We start from the raw sequence: 13,698 nt of genomic DNA, 5'->3' as shown, positions 1-13,698 counted from the left end.
AAGTGGACATAGCCCTCTCCCCGCCGGGTCCCCTGACTCCTGGCGGGTTGCGGGTCACCGCACTCGGCGGCATCAGCGAAATCGGCCGCAACATGACGGTTTTCGAGCATCTCGGTCGGCTGCTGATCATCGACTGCGGGGTGATGTTCCCGACCCACGACGAGCCGGCCGTCGACCTGATCCTGCCCGACCTGCGTCATATCGAGGACCGGCTCGACGACGTCGAGGCGCTGGTGCTGACCCACGCCCACGAGGATCACATCGGCGCGATTCCGTTCCTGCTCAAGCTGCGCCCCGACATCCCGGTCGTCGGCTCGAAGTTCACCCTGGCGCTGGTCGCCGCGAAATGCCGTGAGCACCAACTCAAGCCGGTGTTTTTCGAGGTGTCGGAGGGGCAGCGCAGCACCCACGGGGTGTTCGAGTGCGAGTACTTCGCGGTTAACCACTCCATCCCCGACGCGCTGGCGATCGCGGTGCGCACCGGCGCGGGAACCGTGCTGCACACCGGCGACATCAAGCTCGACCAGCTTCCGCTCGACGGGCGTCCCACCGACCTGCCGGGCATGTCGCGGCTCGGCGACGACGGCGTGGACTTGTTCCTGTGTGACTCGACCAACGCCGAGATTCCCGGTGTCGGGCCTTCGGAAAGCGAGGTCGGCCCGACACTGCACCGGCTGATCCGTGGCGCCGAAGGCCGGGTGATCGTGGCGTGTTTCGCCTCCAATGTCGACCGCGTGCAGCAGATCGTCGATGCCGCAGTGGCATTGGGCCGGCGGGTGTCGTTCGTCGGGCGGTCGATGGTGCGCAACATGGGTATCGCGCGCGAACTCGGCTTTCTGCGGGTCGCCGACTCCGACCTGATCGACATCGGCGCCGCCGAGATGATGCCGCCCGAGCGGGTGGTGCTGATCACGACCGGCACCCAGGGCGAGCCGATGTCGGCGTTGTCGCGGATGTCGCGCGGGGAGCATCGCAGTATCACGCTGAGCGCCGACGACCTGGTGATCCTGTCGTCGTCGCTGATCCCGGGAAACGAGGAAGCCGTCTACGGCGTGATCGACTCGCTGTCCAAGATCGGCGCCCGCGTGGTGACCAACCAGCAAGTGCGCGTGCATGTTTCAGGGCACGCGTATGCCGGCGAACTGCTGTTCCTCTACAACGGGGTGCGACCGCGCAACGTCATGCCGGTGCACGGTACCTGGCGGATGCTGCGCGCCAACGCCAAGCTGGCCGCCCGCACCGGAGTGCCGGAGGAGTCGATCCTGTTGGCGGAGAACGGCGTCAGCGTCGACCTGGTCGCCGGCCGGGCCAGTATCGCCGGCGCGGTCCCGGTGGGCAAGATGTTCGTCGACGGGCTGATCACCGGCGATGTCGGCGACATCACGCTGGGCGAACGGCTCATCCTGTCATCGGGTTTCGTCGCAGTGACCGTGGTGGTGCGGCGTGGTACCGGGCAGCCCGCGGCGCCGCCGCATCTGTATTCGCGGGGCTTCTCCGAAGACCCGAAGGCGCTGGAGCCGGCCGTCCGCAAGGTGGAGGCCGAGCTGGAATCGCTGGTGGCCGAGCATGTCACCGATCCGGTTCGGATCGCTCAGGCGGTGCGCCGCACGGTCGGCAAGTGGGTGGGGGAGACGTATCGCCGCCAGCCGATGATCGTGCCGACCGTGCTGGAGATTTAGCGCGCAGAGGTCTCAGCGCTTCTCGGCGTACGCCGTCCACTCGACTTGGGAGGCGGACAGGTTGCGGCCGGTCGGCTTGACGTAACGCTCGACGATTTCGTGGGGGCCGATCTGCTCGATTAGCCGCCAACCGAATTCGTCCAGGAATGCCGCCACCTCTTCGGGCTGTATTCCGAAGTGCCACAGCTGTTGTCGCTGACGCACCCTGCGGTAGAGCGACCGCGCGCCGTACAGGTTGACGCCGTCGATGAAATCGCGCCGGACAAAGGTGAATAGCAGCCGGCTGCCGGGTGCCACTGGCCGCAGCCCGTCCAGCGTCGAGCGCACCGCGGCGGCGGTGAGGTACTGGGTCACGCCTTCCCAGATGAAGAAGGTGCGGTAGTCGGTGCGGTAACCCAGCTCGGCCAGCGTGGTGAGCAGGTCGTCGTGCTCGAAGTCCACCGCCACCAACCGGACCGAGCGTGGCAGCTCACCCAGCACCCGCCGCACGGTGGCCGCTTTGCGGGCGATGTTGACCGGCTGGTCGACCTCGAAAATCGGGATGTGGCTGTGCTGCGCCAAATGGTAAGCGCGGGTGTCCAATCCGGCACCCAAGACGACGACCGCGTCGATGCCGTCGAGCGCTTTGTCGAGCTTGTCGGCGATGTAGCGCTTGCGGCAGGCGAGGTTGGACCACAGACCCGGCCCGCCTCGGTCCATGCCGGCGACGAGCAGACGACGCACCAGCGGCGGGCGTGTCGCGGCCACCAGCCATCGCATGCGGCCCGGCAGGAACCTCGCCGCCAAGTCGTCGTCCACCAACCGCTGCCCGGGCGGCTCGTGCTGTTCGATGGCCGCGAGCACCATCGGGCCGAAAGCTGTTTGCGCTGCAGGGTTTCGTGCCATCTCTACCGCTTGTTCAGAAAGCCCGCATCGACCGGCAAGGTGATGCCGGTGATGTAGCGCGCTTGATCGGATACCAGCCACGCCACCGCGTTGGCGATGTCGTCGGGTGACAACACCTGCACCGGCAATGCGTTGCCCATGTCCGGCGGCGAATCGGATTCTGCGATCAAATCCATCAGCCACTGCCGGGTGAACTCGTTGTTGATCATCGGCGTGTCGACGCCGGCCGGGTGCACCGAGTTGACCCGAATATTATGCGGCGCAAGGTGATTGGCGTAAACCCGCATCAACCCGACCAGGCCGTGTTTGGCGGCTGCATAGCCGATCGAGCCGGCGTCGGCGCTGCCGATACCGGCCAGTCCGGCGGCCGAACTGATCAGCACGATCGACCCGCCGTCGCCCTGGGCGACCATCGCCGGGATCGCGACCTCGACGGTGTGGTGCACGCCGGTCAGGTTGACGTCGATCACGTCGCGCCAGCCGTCGGCGCCGGCCTGCATCGGGGCGATGCCGGCGTTGGCCACCACGATGTCGAGCCGACCCAACTCGTCGAGGCCGGCCTGCAGCGCGGCGGCCAGCGAGTCGCGATCGCGCACGTCGCCCTGACGGGCCACGATGCGAGCCCCGGTGTCCTCGACAAGCTTGACGGTGGCGGCCAGATCGTCGGCGGTGGCCAGCGGGTAGGGCACGCTGGCGATCTGAGCGCACAGGTCGACCGCGATGATGTCGGCGCCGTCGGACGCCAATCGCAGCGCGTGGGCGCGGCCCTGACCGCGGGCCGCGCCGGTGATCAGCGCGACCTTTCCGGCGAGCGGGCCGCCCATCAGGGGCGCAGCTGGCCCTTGGCCGGGTCGCCGGCGATTACCGGCGACAGCATCTTGATGTCCGGTGCACCGGCCAGATGCTCGCCGGCGTCTTTGAACATCGCCGCCATCGCCGGCGCGGTGCTGTGGGCCTTGAGCGCGTCGGCGTCGGCCCACTGCTCGACGAACACGAACGTCTCACCCGACTCGTGCAGCGAGTACAGCTGACAGCCCGGCTCGTCATGCACGTCTTTTACCGCGCGGGTGAGGATCTCGCGGACGGTGTCGACCGATTCGGGTTTGACGGTCAGGGTGGCGACGACGACGACGGGCATGCGATGACTCCTCGCTGAGTGCAACTGGACCGGCGTCCACCCTACTCACCTGAATGAGGCGCTGAACTGATACCTTTCTGTGACCCGTGTGGCACATGGTGAATCTGGGGCTAGTGCGACTAGGCTTGGGCCCATGGCTAGTAAGACCGTCGCGCGATCGCGTGGCCGAACGAGCAGGTCAAAGGCAGGTTCGCGGTCAGCAACCCGGCCTGCCCGCCCGGCGCCGCCGCGCCGCAAGCCGCCGAAGCGACGCCATCCGTCGCCCGTCGCCGGGGTGGGCGCGACCGTCGGCCGGGGTATGCGTGCAACGTGGCTGATGCTGGCCAAGGGCACCGGCACCGCGGCGCGATCGGTCGGCCGGGCCCACGACATCGACCCGGGCCACCGCCGCGACGGGATCGCCCTGGCGCTACTCGGCCTGGCGGTGGTCATCGCGGCCAGCTGCTGGTTCGACGCCGCCCGGCCCGTGGGCGCGTGGATCGACTCCGTGCTGCGGATGTTCATCGGCTCGGGCGTCGTCGTGTTGCCGGTGGTCACCGCCGCGGTGGCGGTGTTGTTGATGCGCACCGAGCCGGATCCCGACGCGCGGCCCCGGCTGGTGCTCGGCGCGGCGATGGTGTCGTTGCCCGTGCTGGGCCTGTGGCATCTGTGGGCGGGGTCGCCCGACACTGCAGCGGGCCGTCAGCACGCGGCGGGTTTCATCGGTTTCGCGATCGGCGGCCCGCTCTCGGAGGGCTTGAGCGTGTGGATCGCGGCGCCGCTGCTGTTCATCGGTTCGCTGTTCGGGGTGTTGCTGTTGACCGGCACCACGATTCGCGAGGTGCCTGACACGGTCCGCGCCATGTTCGCCACCCGGATGTTCGACGAAGACTATCCCAAGGAAGCTGAGCCCGAACCCGAAGGCGTTGCGGCCGAAGACTTTTCCGACGGCTACTACGACGACGCGTCCAGCTACGGCGACGAGTCGCAGCCCTGGCCGTCCGGCAACGACCCCGTCGCGCCCGACGAAACCCCGACCGTGCCCGAGCCTGCCGTCTCCCGCAGCCGTCGTAAAGCCAAGCGGGACACCATGGTTGTCGACCGCGTGGTCGAGGGGCCCTACACGCTGCCGTCGCTCAGCCTGCTGGTCGCCGGAGATCCGCCCAAGCGGCGCAGTGCCGCCAACGACCAGATGGTGGACGCCATCACGTCGGTGCTGCAGCAGTTCAAGGTGGACGCCGCGGTCACCGGCTGCACCCGCGGGCCCACCGTCACCCGCTACGAGGTCGAGCTGGGACCGGGCGTCAAGGTGGAGAAAATCACTGCGCTGCAACGCAATATCGCCTACGCGGTGGCCACCGAGAGCGTCCGGATGCTGGCGCCGATACCCGGCAAGTCCGCGGTCGGCATCGAGGTGCCCAACACCGACCGGGAAATGGTGCGGCTGGCCGACGTGCTCACCGCGCCGTCGACGCGTCGCGACCACCACCCGCTGGTGATCGGGCTGGGCAAAGACATCGAGGGCGACTTCATTTCGGCGAACCTGGCCAAGATGCCGCACCTGCTGGTGGCCGGCTCCACCGGGTCCGGTAAGTCCAGCTTCATCAACTCGATGCTGATCTCGCTCTTGGCCCGGGCCACGCCGGAGGAGGTCAGGATGATCCTGATCGACCCGAAGATGGTGGAACTGACGCCGTACGAAGGCATTCCGCACCTCATCACCCCGATCATCACCCAGCCGAAGAAGGCCGCCGCCGCGCTGGCCTGGCTGGTGGAGGAGATGGAGCAGCGCTACCAAGACATGCAGGCCTCGCGGGTGCGCCACATCGACGACTTCAACGCCAAGGTGCGCTCCGGGGAGATCACCACGCCGCTGGGCAGCCAGCGCGAATACCGGCCCTACCCGTATGTGGTGGCGATCGTCGACGAGCTGGCCGACCTGATGATGACCGCGCCCCGCGACGTCGAAGACGCCGTCGTGCGGATCACCCAGAAGGCCCGCGCCGCAGGCATCCATCTGGTGCTGGCCACCCAGCGGCCGTCGGTCGACGTGGTGACCGGGCTGATCAAGACCAACGTCCCGTCGCGGCTGGCGTTTGCGACGTCGTCGCTCACCGATTCCCGGGTGATCCTGGACCAGGCGGGCGCCGAGAAGCTGATCGGGATGGGCGACGGCCTGTTCCTGCCGATGGGGGCCGGCAAGCCGATCCGCCTGCAGGGGGCGTTCATCACCGACGAGGAGATCCACGCCGTCGTCGCCGCCTGCAAGGAGCAGGCCGAACCCGAGTACACCGACGGCGTCACCACCGCCAAGCCCACCGGCGAGCGCAAGGACGTCGACCCCGACATCGGCGACGACATGGACGTTTTCCTGCAGGCCGTCGAACTGGTGGTGTCCAGCCAGTTCGGCTCCACCTCGATGCTGCAGCGCAAGCTGCGGGTCGGCTTCGCCAAGGCCGGCCGGCTGATGGACCTGATGGAGACCCGCGGCATCGTCGGGCCCTCGGAAGGATCCAAGGCGCGCGAGGTGCTGGTCAAGCCCGACGAGCTGGCCGCCACTTTGGCGTCCATCCGGGGGCTGGGCGAAACCGGCGATTCAGACGAGGACTAGGCAACAACTCGCGCTAACGAGGAGAGCGGGATCGAAGCCGACACCTGGACTGTGGCGCTCAACACACACACGGCGTTATCACCCCGAATAGCGTTTTAGTACAGTGCAATTGGATGACAGCTGCGACTCACCCACAATTCGTGACCGGTCTCTCGCTTGACGACACTCCGAACCTAATCCGCGACGTACGCGTGCATCACCAGCTCTGCTAGTGACCGCAGACGATTCGACAGACCGCGAATGGTGGCCAGGAGTCCGCGATGAGGCTCTGGCCGTGTCGAATCGACTCTCTCGTTTGGCCGGACTGCGCAAGGAGAGCGACCCCGCTGAACGCGCAAACATGGCCAACGCGGAAGCGTCGCGAAGCGCAGCCGGCGCGGAGGCGGGCAAGCAACTGACGGGCGCCGTGGTCATCATCGCGCTCGTCGCGGCGATCTCAGGCATGCTCTACGGCTACGACACCGGCGTCATCTCCTGGGCTCTGTTGCAGCTCACCGAGGAATTCAACCTCACCCCGGGCTTGAAGCAGATGGTCGCCGCCAGCATCTTGCTCGGCGCCGTCGTCGGGGCATTGACGTGCAGCTGGCTTTCCGATCGGTGCGGCCGGCGCGGCACATTGTTGATGCTGGCGGTGGTGTTCATCGTCGGCGCGCTATGGTGCGCCGACGCGTACGACTCCGCCGTGCTGTCGCTGGGACGGCTGGTCCTGGGCTTCGCGGTCGGTGGGGCGACGCAGACGGCACCGATGTATGTCGCCGAGCTCTCTCCGCCTGCCTACCGGGGACGGTTGGTGCTGTGTTTCCAAATCGCCATCGGCGTGGGCCTCCTCATCGCTACCCTCGGCGGGGTCTTCAACTCGATCTCCTGGCGAGGGGCGATCGGAATCGCGTGCGTACCCGCCGCGATCATGCTCTGGCTCTTGCTGCGCCTCCCGGAAAGTCCGCGCTGGCTGGTCAAGCAAGATCATCGAAACGCTGCACGAGCCGTGTTGGAGCGTGTCCGGCCCGACGGCTACGACGTGGACGTCGAGCTGCACGAAGCGATCGAACTCGCGCGCGTCGAACGCACGGCCAGCACCCGCGGGTGGCGTGGGCTGCGCGACGCCTGGGTGCGCCCGGCCCTGGTCCTGGGTTGCGGCATCGCCGTGTTCACCCAGCTCAGCGGCATCGAGATGATCATCTACTATTCCCCGACCATATTGACCAACGACGGCGTGTACAGGTACGTGGCTCTGCAGGTGTCGGTGGGCTTGGGTGCGGCGTACCTGATCGCCCAGCTGGTCGGATTGGCCATCATCGACCGGGTGGGTCGGCGCCGGCTCACCCTCATCATGGTGCCGGGCGCGGCGACGAGCCTGTTCGTGCTTGGCCTGCTGTTCCTCACCAGCGACAGCGGTCACGATGTAATTCCGTACATCATGATCTGCCTGGTCGCCTTCATGCTGTTCAACGGCGGCGGTCTGCAGCTGATGGGCTGGCTGACCGGCTCGGAGACCTATCCGCTGGCGGTGCGACCGGCGGCCACCGCCGTACAGTCGGCGACGCTATGGGCGACCAACCTGCTCATCACTCTGACGATGCTGTCGCTCGTCAACGCGATCGGGCCCGGGCTCTCGATGTGGCTCTACGCGTTGTTCAACGTGGCGGCGTGGATCTTCGTGTACTTCCGCATGCCCGACCTCACCGGTAAGAGCCTGGAGGAGATCGAGAACAAGCTGTTCGAAGGGAATTTCCGACCGTCGGACTTCACGCGCTGACCAGCCGCACGCTCGGCGGTCAGAGGACCAGCAGCATCCGCGAGTTGCCCAGGATGTTCGGCTTGACGTAGCTGAGATCCAGGAACTCGGCGACACCGATGTCGTAGGAGCGGCACATCTCCTCGTACACCTCGGCGGTCACCGGGGTGCCCTCGATCTCGGTGAAGCCGTGTTTGGCGAAGAACTCCGTTTCGAACGTCAACACGAACAGCCGCTTGAGCTCCAACTCGCGGGCCACCTCGAGCAACCGGTCGACGATGGCATGCCCGATGCCGCGGCCGGTCATGGCCGGGTCGACGGCGACGGTGCGCACCTCGCCGAGATCGGACCACAGGACGTGCAACGCCCCGCAGCCGACGACCTCGCCCTCGTGTTCGGCGACCCAGAACTCCTGGACAGACTCATACAGCGTCACCAGGTTCTTTTCCAGCAGGATCTTGCCGGCGTAGGTGTCCACGAGCCGTTTGATCGCCGGGACGTCGGAGGTTCGCGCGCGCCGAACCACTGCGTTCACGGGTTGCAGAGTATCGGTGTCGCCGCCATTCGGCCCTTCCGGTGGTCAACCGATATTCTGTGGCGGTGTCGGGACAGCCTCAAACCGGTCCGCTGGTCAGGCGTGTCCGCGTCACCAATCTTGCCAACATGCTGACGCTGCTGCGCTTGGTGCTGGTCCCGATCTTCCTGCTGGCGCTGTTCGCCGGCGACGGGCACCAAACCCCAAGTCGCATCGTGGCTTTCGTCATATTCGCGGTGGCCGTCGTTACCGATCGGTTCGACGGAGCGCTGGCCCGCAACTACGGGATGGTCACCGAATTCGGTGCGCTGGCCGATCCGATCGCCGACAAGACGCTGATCGGCGCGGCGCTGATCGGGCTGTCGATGCTCGGCGACCTGCCGTGGTGGGTCACCGTGTTGATCCTGGTCCGCGAGGTGGGTATCACCACGCTGCGCTTCGCCGTGCTGCGCCGCGGCGTGATTCCCGCGAGCCGGGGCGGCAAGCTGAAAACCCTGGTGCAGGCGATCGCGATCGGGCTGTTCGTGCTGCCGCTGTCCGGATCGTGGCAGGTGACGGCGTCGGTGGTGATGGCTGCGGCCATCGTGCTGACGGTCGTCACCGGTGTGGATTACGTCGCATCCGCGGTGCGGGATGTTCGCCGTCGCACCACGGCTCCCTGACGGGGAACCAATCCGGGGGCGGGCGGCGTTGAGCAAGTTGACCACTGTCAATCGGCGTGACCGGACCGAGGGGAGCACAATGCCGTCATTGCTGCGAGAGGTCATCGGCGATGTGCTGCGCCGGGCCCGAACTTCGCAAGGCCGCACACTGCGTGAGGTTTCCGACGCGGCACGCGTCAGCCTCGGATACCTGTCCGAGGTCGAGCGTGGCCGCAAGGAGGCGTCCAGCGAGCTGCTGAACGCGATCTGCGACGCCCTGGACGTCCCGCTGTCGGAGCTGTTGGTCGACGCCGGCGAGCAGCTGGCCCGTCACGAGCCCGCGAAGGCCTCCGCACCCACCGCCGCCAACATCGATCCCGACACCAAGGTCGTTATCCCGCCGGTAGTCTCGCTGGCTATTGCCTGACGCACGCCCAACAAGGGTGTGGCGCGCGGCATAGAACCGATAAATTGGCGGCAGTAGTCCATCAATCCGAAGGCGGAGCTCAGTTATGGCCAATCCGTTCGTCAAAGGGTGGAAATACCTCATGGCGTTGTTCAACGCCAAGATCGATGAGCACGCCGACCCCAAGGTGCAGATCCAACAGGCCATCGAGGAAGCCCAGCGCACCCATCAGGCGCTGACTCAGCAAGCCGCGCAAGTGATCGGCAACCAGCGTCAGCTCGAGATGCGTCTCAACCGGCAGCTCGCCGACATCGAAAAGCTTCAGGTCAATGTGCGCCAGGCGCTGACACTGGCCGACCAGGCCACCGCTGCCGGCGACACCGCCAAGGCCACCGAGTACAACAACGCGGCAGAGGCATTCGCGGCCCAGCTGGTGACCGCCGAGCAGAGCGTCGAAGACCTCAAGGGCTTGCACGACCAGGCGCTGCAAGCCGCGGCGCAAGCCAAGAAGGCCGTCGAGCAAAACGCGATGGTGCTGCAGCAGAAGATCGCCGAGCGCACCAAGCTGCTCAGCCAGCTCGAGCAGGCCAAGATGCAAGAACAGGTCAGCGCGTCGCTGCGGTCGATGAGCGAACTGGCCGCCCCGGGCAACACGCCGAGCCTCGACGAGGTCCGCGACAAGATCGAACGCCGCTACGCCAACGCGCTCGGCGCTGCCGAGCTTGCGCAGAACTCGGTCCAGGGCCGCATGCTCGAGGTCGAGCAGGCCAGCGTGCAGATGGCCGGGCACTCGCGGCTGGAGCAGATCCGTGCGTCGATGCGCGGCTCGGCTTTGCCGACTGGTGGGCCGGCGGGTGGCGCCGGAAATGCGGCCACCCCGGGTACTCCGGCGGCCGCCGCCGACGCCTCCGCGGCCGAAAAGCCCCTCGGTCAGCAGTAGCAATGGCGGTGAAGTCGCAGCAGGGCGTGCTGCAGCGTGGATGGGACCTCGCCGGCGCGCTGACGGACTTCGTGGCCCACAAGATCAGTGTTGCCACCGATCCGCGGGCCCGGCTGCTGCGACGGCGTCGTCGTGCGTTGCGCTGGGGGCTGGTATGCGCCGGCGCATGCGTGTTCTGGGCAGTGGTGACGGTGTTGCTGGCGGCCTGGGGCTGGTTCGCGCTGCTGCTGGTCATCACCGGCTCGATCGCGGTGGCCGCGGCGATTCCGGCGACGCTGTTGCTGCTTCGCTACCGATGGCTGCGGTCGGTGCCGCTGCCCACGCAGCGGCCGGCGAGTAGCCGCCGGCTGCCGCCACCGGGTTCGGCAGCGCGGCCCGCGATGTTCGCGCTCGGCGCGTCCGAGCGTGGCCTTTTTTCGCTGTTGGGTGTGATGGAACGCGGAAACATGCTGCCCGCGGACGAGATTCGGGACCTCACCGCCGCGGCCAACCAGACCGCCGCGGCCATGGCGGCCACCGCCGCCGAGGTGGTGTCGATGGAGCGGGCGGCGCAGTCCGCACCGCAGTCCCGGTCGCATTTGGTGCCGACGATCAACGCGTTCACCACGCAGTTGAGCACCGGTGTACGCCAGTACAACGAAATGGTCACCGCCGCAGCGCAATTGGTGTCCGCGGCGAACGGTGACACGGCGGCGACGACGCCGATGTCACAGCAGCGCTATCGCGACGAGCTGGTGGGTGCGACGGATCGTCTGCTCGGATGGGCGCAGGCGTTCGACGAGCTCGGCGGACTGCCGCGCGTGTAGCCGACTTAGATGTCGTGGCTGCGGTACTCGGCTGAGTCGGGCCGCGGGCCGTAGCGTTCGGCGTAGCGCCGGTGCATGTCGGCGTCGCGCTCCCGGCGGCGCTCGTCCACCAGATCCGGGTCGAGGTTATGCATCCGCAGCATGTGGCGGCGCCACACCTTGTTCAGCGCATGCGAGAAGTATACGAACGGGATCAAAATCGGCAGCGTCATGCCCAGGTGAACGTCCAGCGTCGTCGGAATCAGCCAGAACGGGGCGAGCACCAACACCGCCGGAACCGCGACCCGGATCATCATCCGGGCGGTGGCGCCCTTGCCGGCCAGGTCGTTGCGTACCCAGTCCCGCATCGAGTCGGGCAGCCGATGCCCGTAGCAGTATCGGATGTACTGGATGACGCCCGGCCGGTTGTCACTCATCGGCGTCGTCAGAACGATGCGCGCAGCGACGGAATCACCAACGCGGCCAGGCCGCGCGTCGCCGCCTTGAACATGTCGAAGAAGTCGAAGTAGTCGCGCCAGAGCGTGATTGTGCCGTCGTGCACCTCGAACACGCCGCAAACCCAGAACTGCAGGCGCAGCGGCCCGAAGGTCAGCGCGTCGGTGCGCTCGGTCAGCACCGCGGCGCCGTCGGCGGCGATGCGGTGAATCTTCACCTCGAACCCGGCGCGGCCCTCCATCCGCCGGAACAGCTTCATCGCGCGGTGCCGGCCATAGATGGTCGGCAGCCCGACATTCTGATACACCAAGTCGTCGGCCAGTGCGGCGTTCGCGGTGTCGAAGTCCTCGTCGGCCAGTGCGTTGAGGAAGACCTCGACCGTGCGGGTGTTCTCAAGGGTTTGCTCGGTCATGGGCGCCAGCGTAGTGGCGGGCCGCTGTGACAGGGTAGGGCCCATGCGCGTCGCGGTGGTCGCCGGGCCGGATCCCGGCCACTCGTTTCCCGCGATCGCGTTGTGCCAACGGTTTATTGCCGCCGGCGACACGCCGGTGCTGTTCACCGGAACCGAATGGCTCGACGCCGCCCGCGCCGTCGGCATGCAGGCCGTCGAACTGGCCGGCCTCGACCCCACCGCCGCCGACGACGACCGCGACGCCGGCGCCAAGATCCACCAGCGCGCCGCGCGAATGGCCCTGCTCAACCTCGGCCCGCTGCGTGCCCTGGCTCCGGACCTGGTGGTGTCCGACGTGATCACGGCCTGCGGCGGGATGGCCGCCGAACTGCTGGGCATCCCGTGGATCGAGCTGAACCCGCATCCGCTGTATCTGCCGTCGAAGGGCCTGCCGCCGCTGGGCAGCGGCCTGGCGCCGGGCACCGGAATCCGTGGCCGGCTCCGCGACTCGGTGATGCGGGCGCTGACCGCGCGGTCCTGGCGTGCCGGATTGAAGCAGCGCGCGGCCGTCCGGGCCGAAATCGGCCTGCCGGCCCGCGATCCGGGGCCGCTGCGGCGGCTGATCGCGACGCTGCCCGCGTTGGAGGTGCCCCGCCCCGACTGGCCCGCGGAGGCGGTTCTGGTGGGGCCGCTGCACTTCGAGCCGACCGACCAGGTGTTGCCGATCCCGCCGGGATCCGGGCCGGTCGTGGTGGTGGCACCCTCGACGGCGTTGACCGGGACGCGCGGGATGGCGCAGACCGCGCTGGATCACCTGGTGCCCGGAGCGGGCTTGCCGGCGGGCGCGCGGGTCGTGGTGTCGCGGTTGAACGGCCCCGAGCTCACCGTGCCGGACTGGGCCGTCGTCGGGCTCGGACGCCAAGACGAGCTGCTGGCGCACGCCGACGTGGTGGTGTGCGGCGGCGGGCACGGGATGGTGGCCAAGACGCTGCTCGCCGGCGTGCCGCTGGTGGTGGTCCCCGGCGGCGGCGACCAGTGGGAGATGGCCAACCGGGTGGCACGCCAGGGCAGCGGCAAGCTGATTCGGCCGCTGACCGCCAAGGCGCTGGTGGCTGCGGTCGGTGAGGTGTTGTCGACGCCCGGCTACCGCGAGGCCGCCCGCCGGGCCGCGGCGAGCATTGCCGAGGTCGCCGATCCGGTGCAGGTGTGTCGCCAAGCACTCGCTCGGTAACTTGTAGCGGGTGCGGCTGACGGAGTTTCACGAACGGGTGACCCTGCGATTCGGCGCCGCCTACGGCGCCTCGGTGCTGACCGATCACGTGCTGAGTGGGTTCGACGGGCGCACCGCCGCACAGGCGATCGAGGACGGCGTGGACCCGCGCGACGTGTGGCGTGCGCTGTGCGTCGACTTCGACGTTCCCCGCGAGCCCTCTGACCCTTCCGGGGGCCGCCTCGCAGGCGTGAAAATGGGGTCGGGTCGCCCGCCACGCCGGTCACTCTATGGGACTTTGGAACCC

14 protein-coding genes and 1 pseudogene are annotated in these 13,698 nt (G+C 67.8%); 9 read left to right on the top strand and 6 right to left on the bottom strand.

Translation table 11 applies throughout. The features are described 5' to 3' along the window. Positions 1-2 precede the first annotated feature (2 nt). Positions 3-1,679: a ribonuclease J gene (locus AWC14_RS13360; protein ID WP_045377983.1), complete on the top strand. Its 1,677-nt coding sequence runs from the start codon at positions 3-5 to the stop codon at positions 1,677-1,679. 12 nt (positions 1,680-1,691) lie between these two features. Here the strand turns inward: AWC14_RS13360 and AWC14_RS13355 are convergent, their stop codons facing one another. The 3 genes from AWC14_RS13355 to AWC14_RS13345 are packed head-to-tail and all read right to left on the bottom strand — an operon-like array spanning position 1,692 to position 3,702. Next, positions 1,692-2,564, bottom strand: a complete 873-nt coding sequence (locus tag AWC14_RS13355) for an SAM-dependent methyltransferase (RefSeq protein WP_045377986.1) — start codon at positions 2,562-2,564, stop codon at positions 1,692-1,694. Between the two features lie 2 nt (positions 2,565-2,566). Beyond that, complete coding sequence (locus AWC14_RS13350; RefSeq protein ID WP_045377989.1) at positions 2,567-3,388, bottom strand: mycofactocin-coupled SDR family oxidoreductase; 822 nt, start codon at positions 3,386-3,388, stop codon at positions 2,567-2,569. Continuing rightward, positions 3,388-3,702: a putative quinol monooxygenase gene (locus AWC14_RS13345; protein ID WP_045377992.1), complete on the bottom strand. Its 315-nt coding sequence runs from the start codon at positions 3,700-3,702 to the stop codon at positions 3,388-3,390. Before AWC14_RS13345 ends, AWC14_RS13350 begins: the two co-directional genes overlap by 1 nt. Positions 3,703-3,835: 133 nt before the next feature. Between AWC14_RS13345 and AWC14_RS13340 the strand changes: the two genes are divergently transcribed. Both AWC14_RS13340 and AWC14_RS13335 read left to right on the top strand, forming a co-directional pair. Further along, complete coding sequence (locus AWC14_RS13340; protein ID WP_142281685.1) at positions 3,836-6,292, top strand: FtsK/SpoIIIE family DNA translocase; 2,457 nt, start codon at positions 3,836-3,838, stop codon at positions 6,290-6,292. A gap of 340 nt (positions 6,293-6,632) precedes the next feature. Beyond that, a complete protein-coding gene (locus AWC14_RS13335) occupies positions 6,633-8,048 on the top strand; it encodes a sugar porter family MFS transporter (protein ID WP_081968107.1) in 1,416 nt (471 codons plus the stop codon). Between the two features lie 19 nt (positions 8,049-8,067). Here AWC14_RS13335 and AWC14_RS13330 read toward each other — a convergent pair whose 3' ends face one another. After that, positions 8,068-8,562 (bottom strand): amino-acid N-acetyltransferase, encoded by a 495-nt coding sequence (locus AWC14_RS13330; RefSeq protein WP_235215888.1) that lies wholly within the window; start codon positions 8,560-8,562, stop codon positions 8,068-8,070. Between the two features lie 65 nt (positions 8,563-8,627). Between AWC14_RS13330 and pgsA the strand changes: the two genes are divergently transcribed. From pgsA to pspM, 4 genes are all read left to right on the top strand, one after another. After that, entirely contained in the window at positions 8,628-9,224 is a 597-nt protein-coding gene (gene pgsA / locus AWC14_RS13325; protein WP_081968108.1) for a CDP-diacylglycerol--glycerol-3-phosphate 3-phosphatidyltransferase, read from the top strand. Between the two features lie 79 nt (positions 9,225-9,303). Further along, entirely contained in the window at positions 9,304-9,630 is a 327-nt protein-coding gene (gene clgR / locus AWC14_RS13320) for a transcriptional regulator ClgR (RefSeq protein ID WP_045377998.1), read from the top strand. 85 nt (positions 9,631-9,715) lie between these two features. Further along, positions 9,716-10,549 carry a phage shock protein PspA gene (pspA, locus tag AWC14_RS13315; protein ID WP_045378001.1) on the top strand — a complete coding sequence of 278 codons (834 nt, stop codon included), beginning with the start codon at positions 9,716-9,718 and terminating at the stop codon, positions 10,547-10,549. Positions 10,550-10,551: 2 nt separating this feature from the next. Further along, positions 10,552-11,355: a phage shock envelope stress response protein PspM gene (pspM, locus tag AWC14_RS13310; RefSeq protein WP_045378004.1), complete on the top strand. Its 804-nt coding sequence runs from the start codon at positions 10,552-10,554 to the stop codon at positions 11,353-11,355. Positions 11,356-11,360: 5 nt separating this feature from the next. Here pspM and AWC14_RS13305 read toward each other — a convergent pair whose 3' ends face one another. Together AWC14_RS13305 and AWC14_RS13300 are read right to left on the bottom strand one after the other, a co-directional pair. Further along, positions 11,361-11,771, bottom strand: a complete 411-nt coding sequence (locus tag AWC14_RS13305) for a DUF5313 domain-containing protein (protein ID WP_045378007.1) — start codon at positions 11,769-11,771, stop codon at positions 11,361-11,363. Positions 11,772-11,779: 8 nt separating this feature from the next. Continuing rightward, complete coding sequence (locus AWC14_RS13300; RefSeq protein ID WP_045378010.1) at positions 11,780-12,202, bottom strand: limonene-1,2-epoxide hydrolase; 423 nt, start codon at positions 12,200-12,202, stop codon at positions 11,780-11,782. Positions 12,203-12,245: 43 nt separating this feature from the next. Between AWC14_RS13300 and AWC14_RS13295 the strand changes: the two genes are divergently transcribed. Continuing rightward, a complete protein-coding gene (locus AWC14_RS13295) occupies positions 12,246-13,412 on the top strand; it encodes a glycosyltransferase (protein WP_045378013.1) in 1,167 nt (388 codons plus the stop codon). 10 nt (positions 13,413-13,422) lie between these two features. Beyond that, positions 13,423-13,608 (top strand): annotated as a pseudogene (locus AWC14_RS13290) (DUF3046 domain-containing protein); the annotation flags it as partial. Between the last annotated feature and the right edge of the window lie 90 nt (positions 13,609-13,698).

It is taken from the genome of Mycobacterium kyorinense, assembly GCF_002101735.1.
GTDB lineage: Bacteria > Actinomycetota > Actinomycetes > Mycobacteriales > Mycobacteriaceae > Mycobacterium > Mycobacterium kyorinense.
Note: the sequence above shows the minus strand (reverse complement) of the source record. Positions and strands in the feature narration are given on the sequence as shown.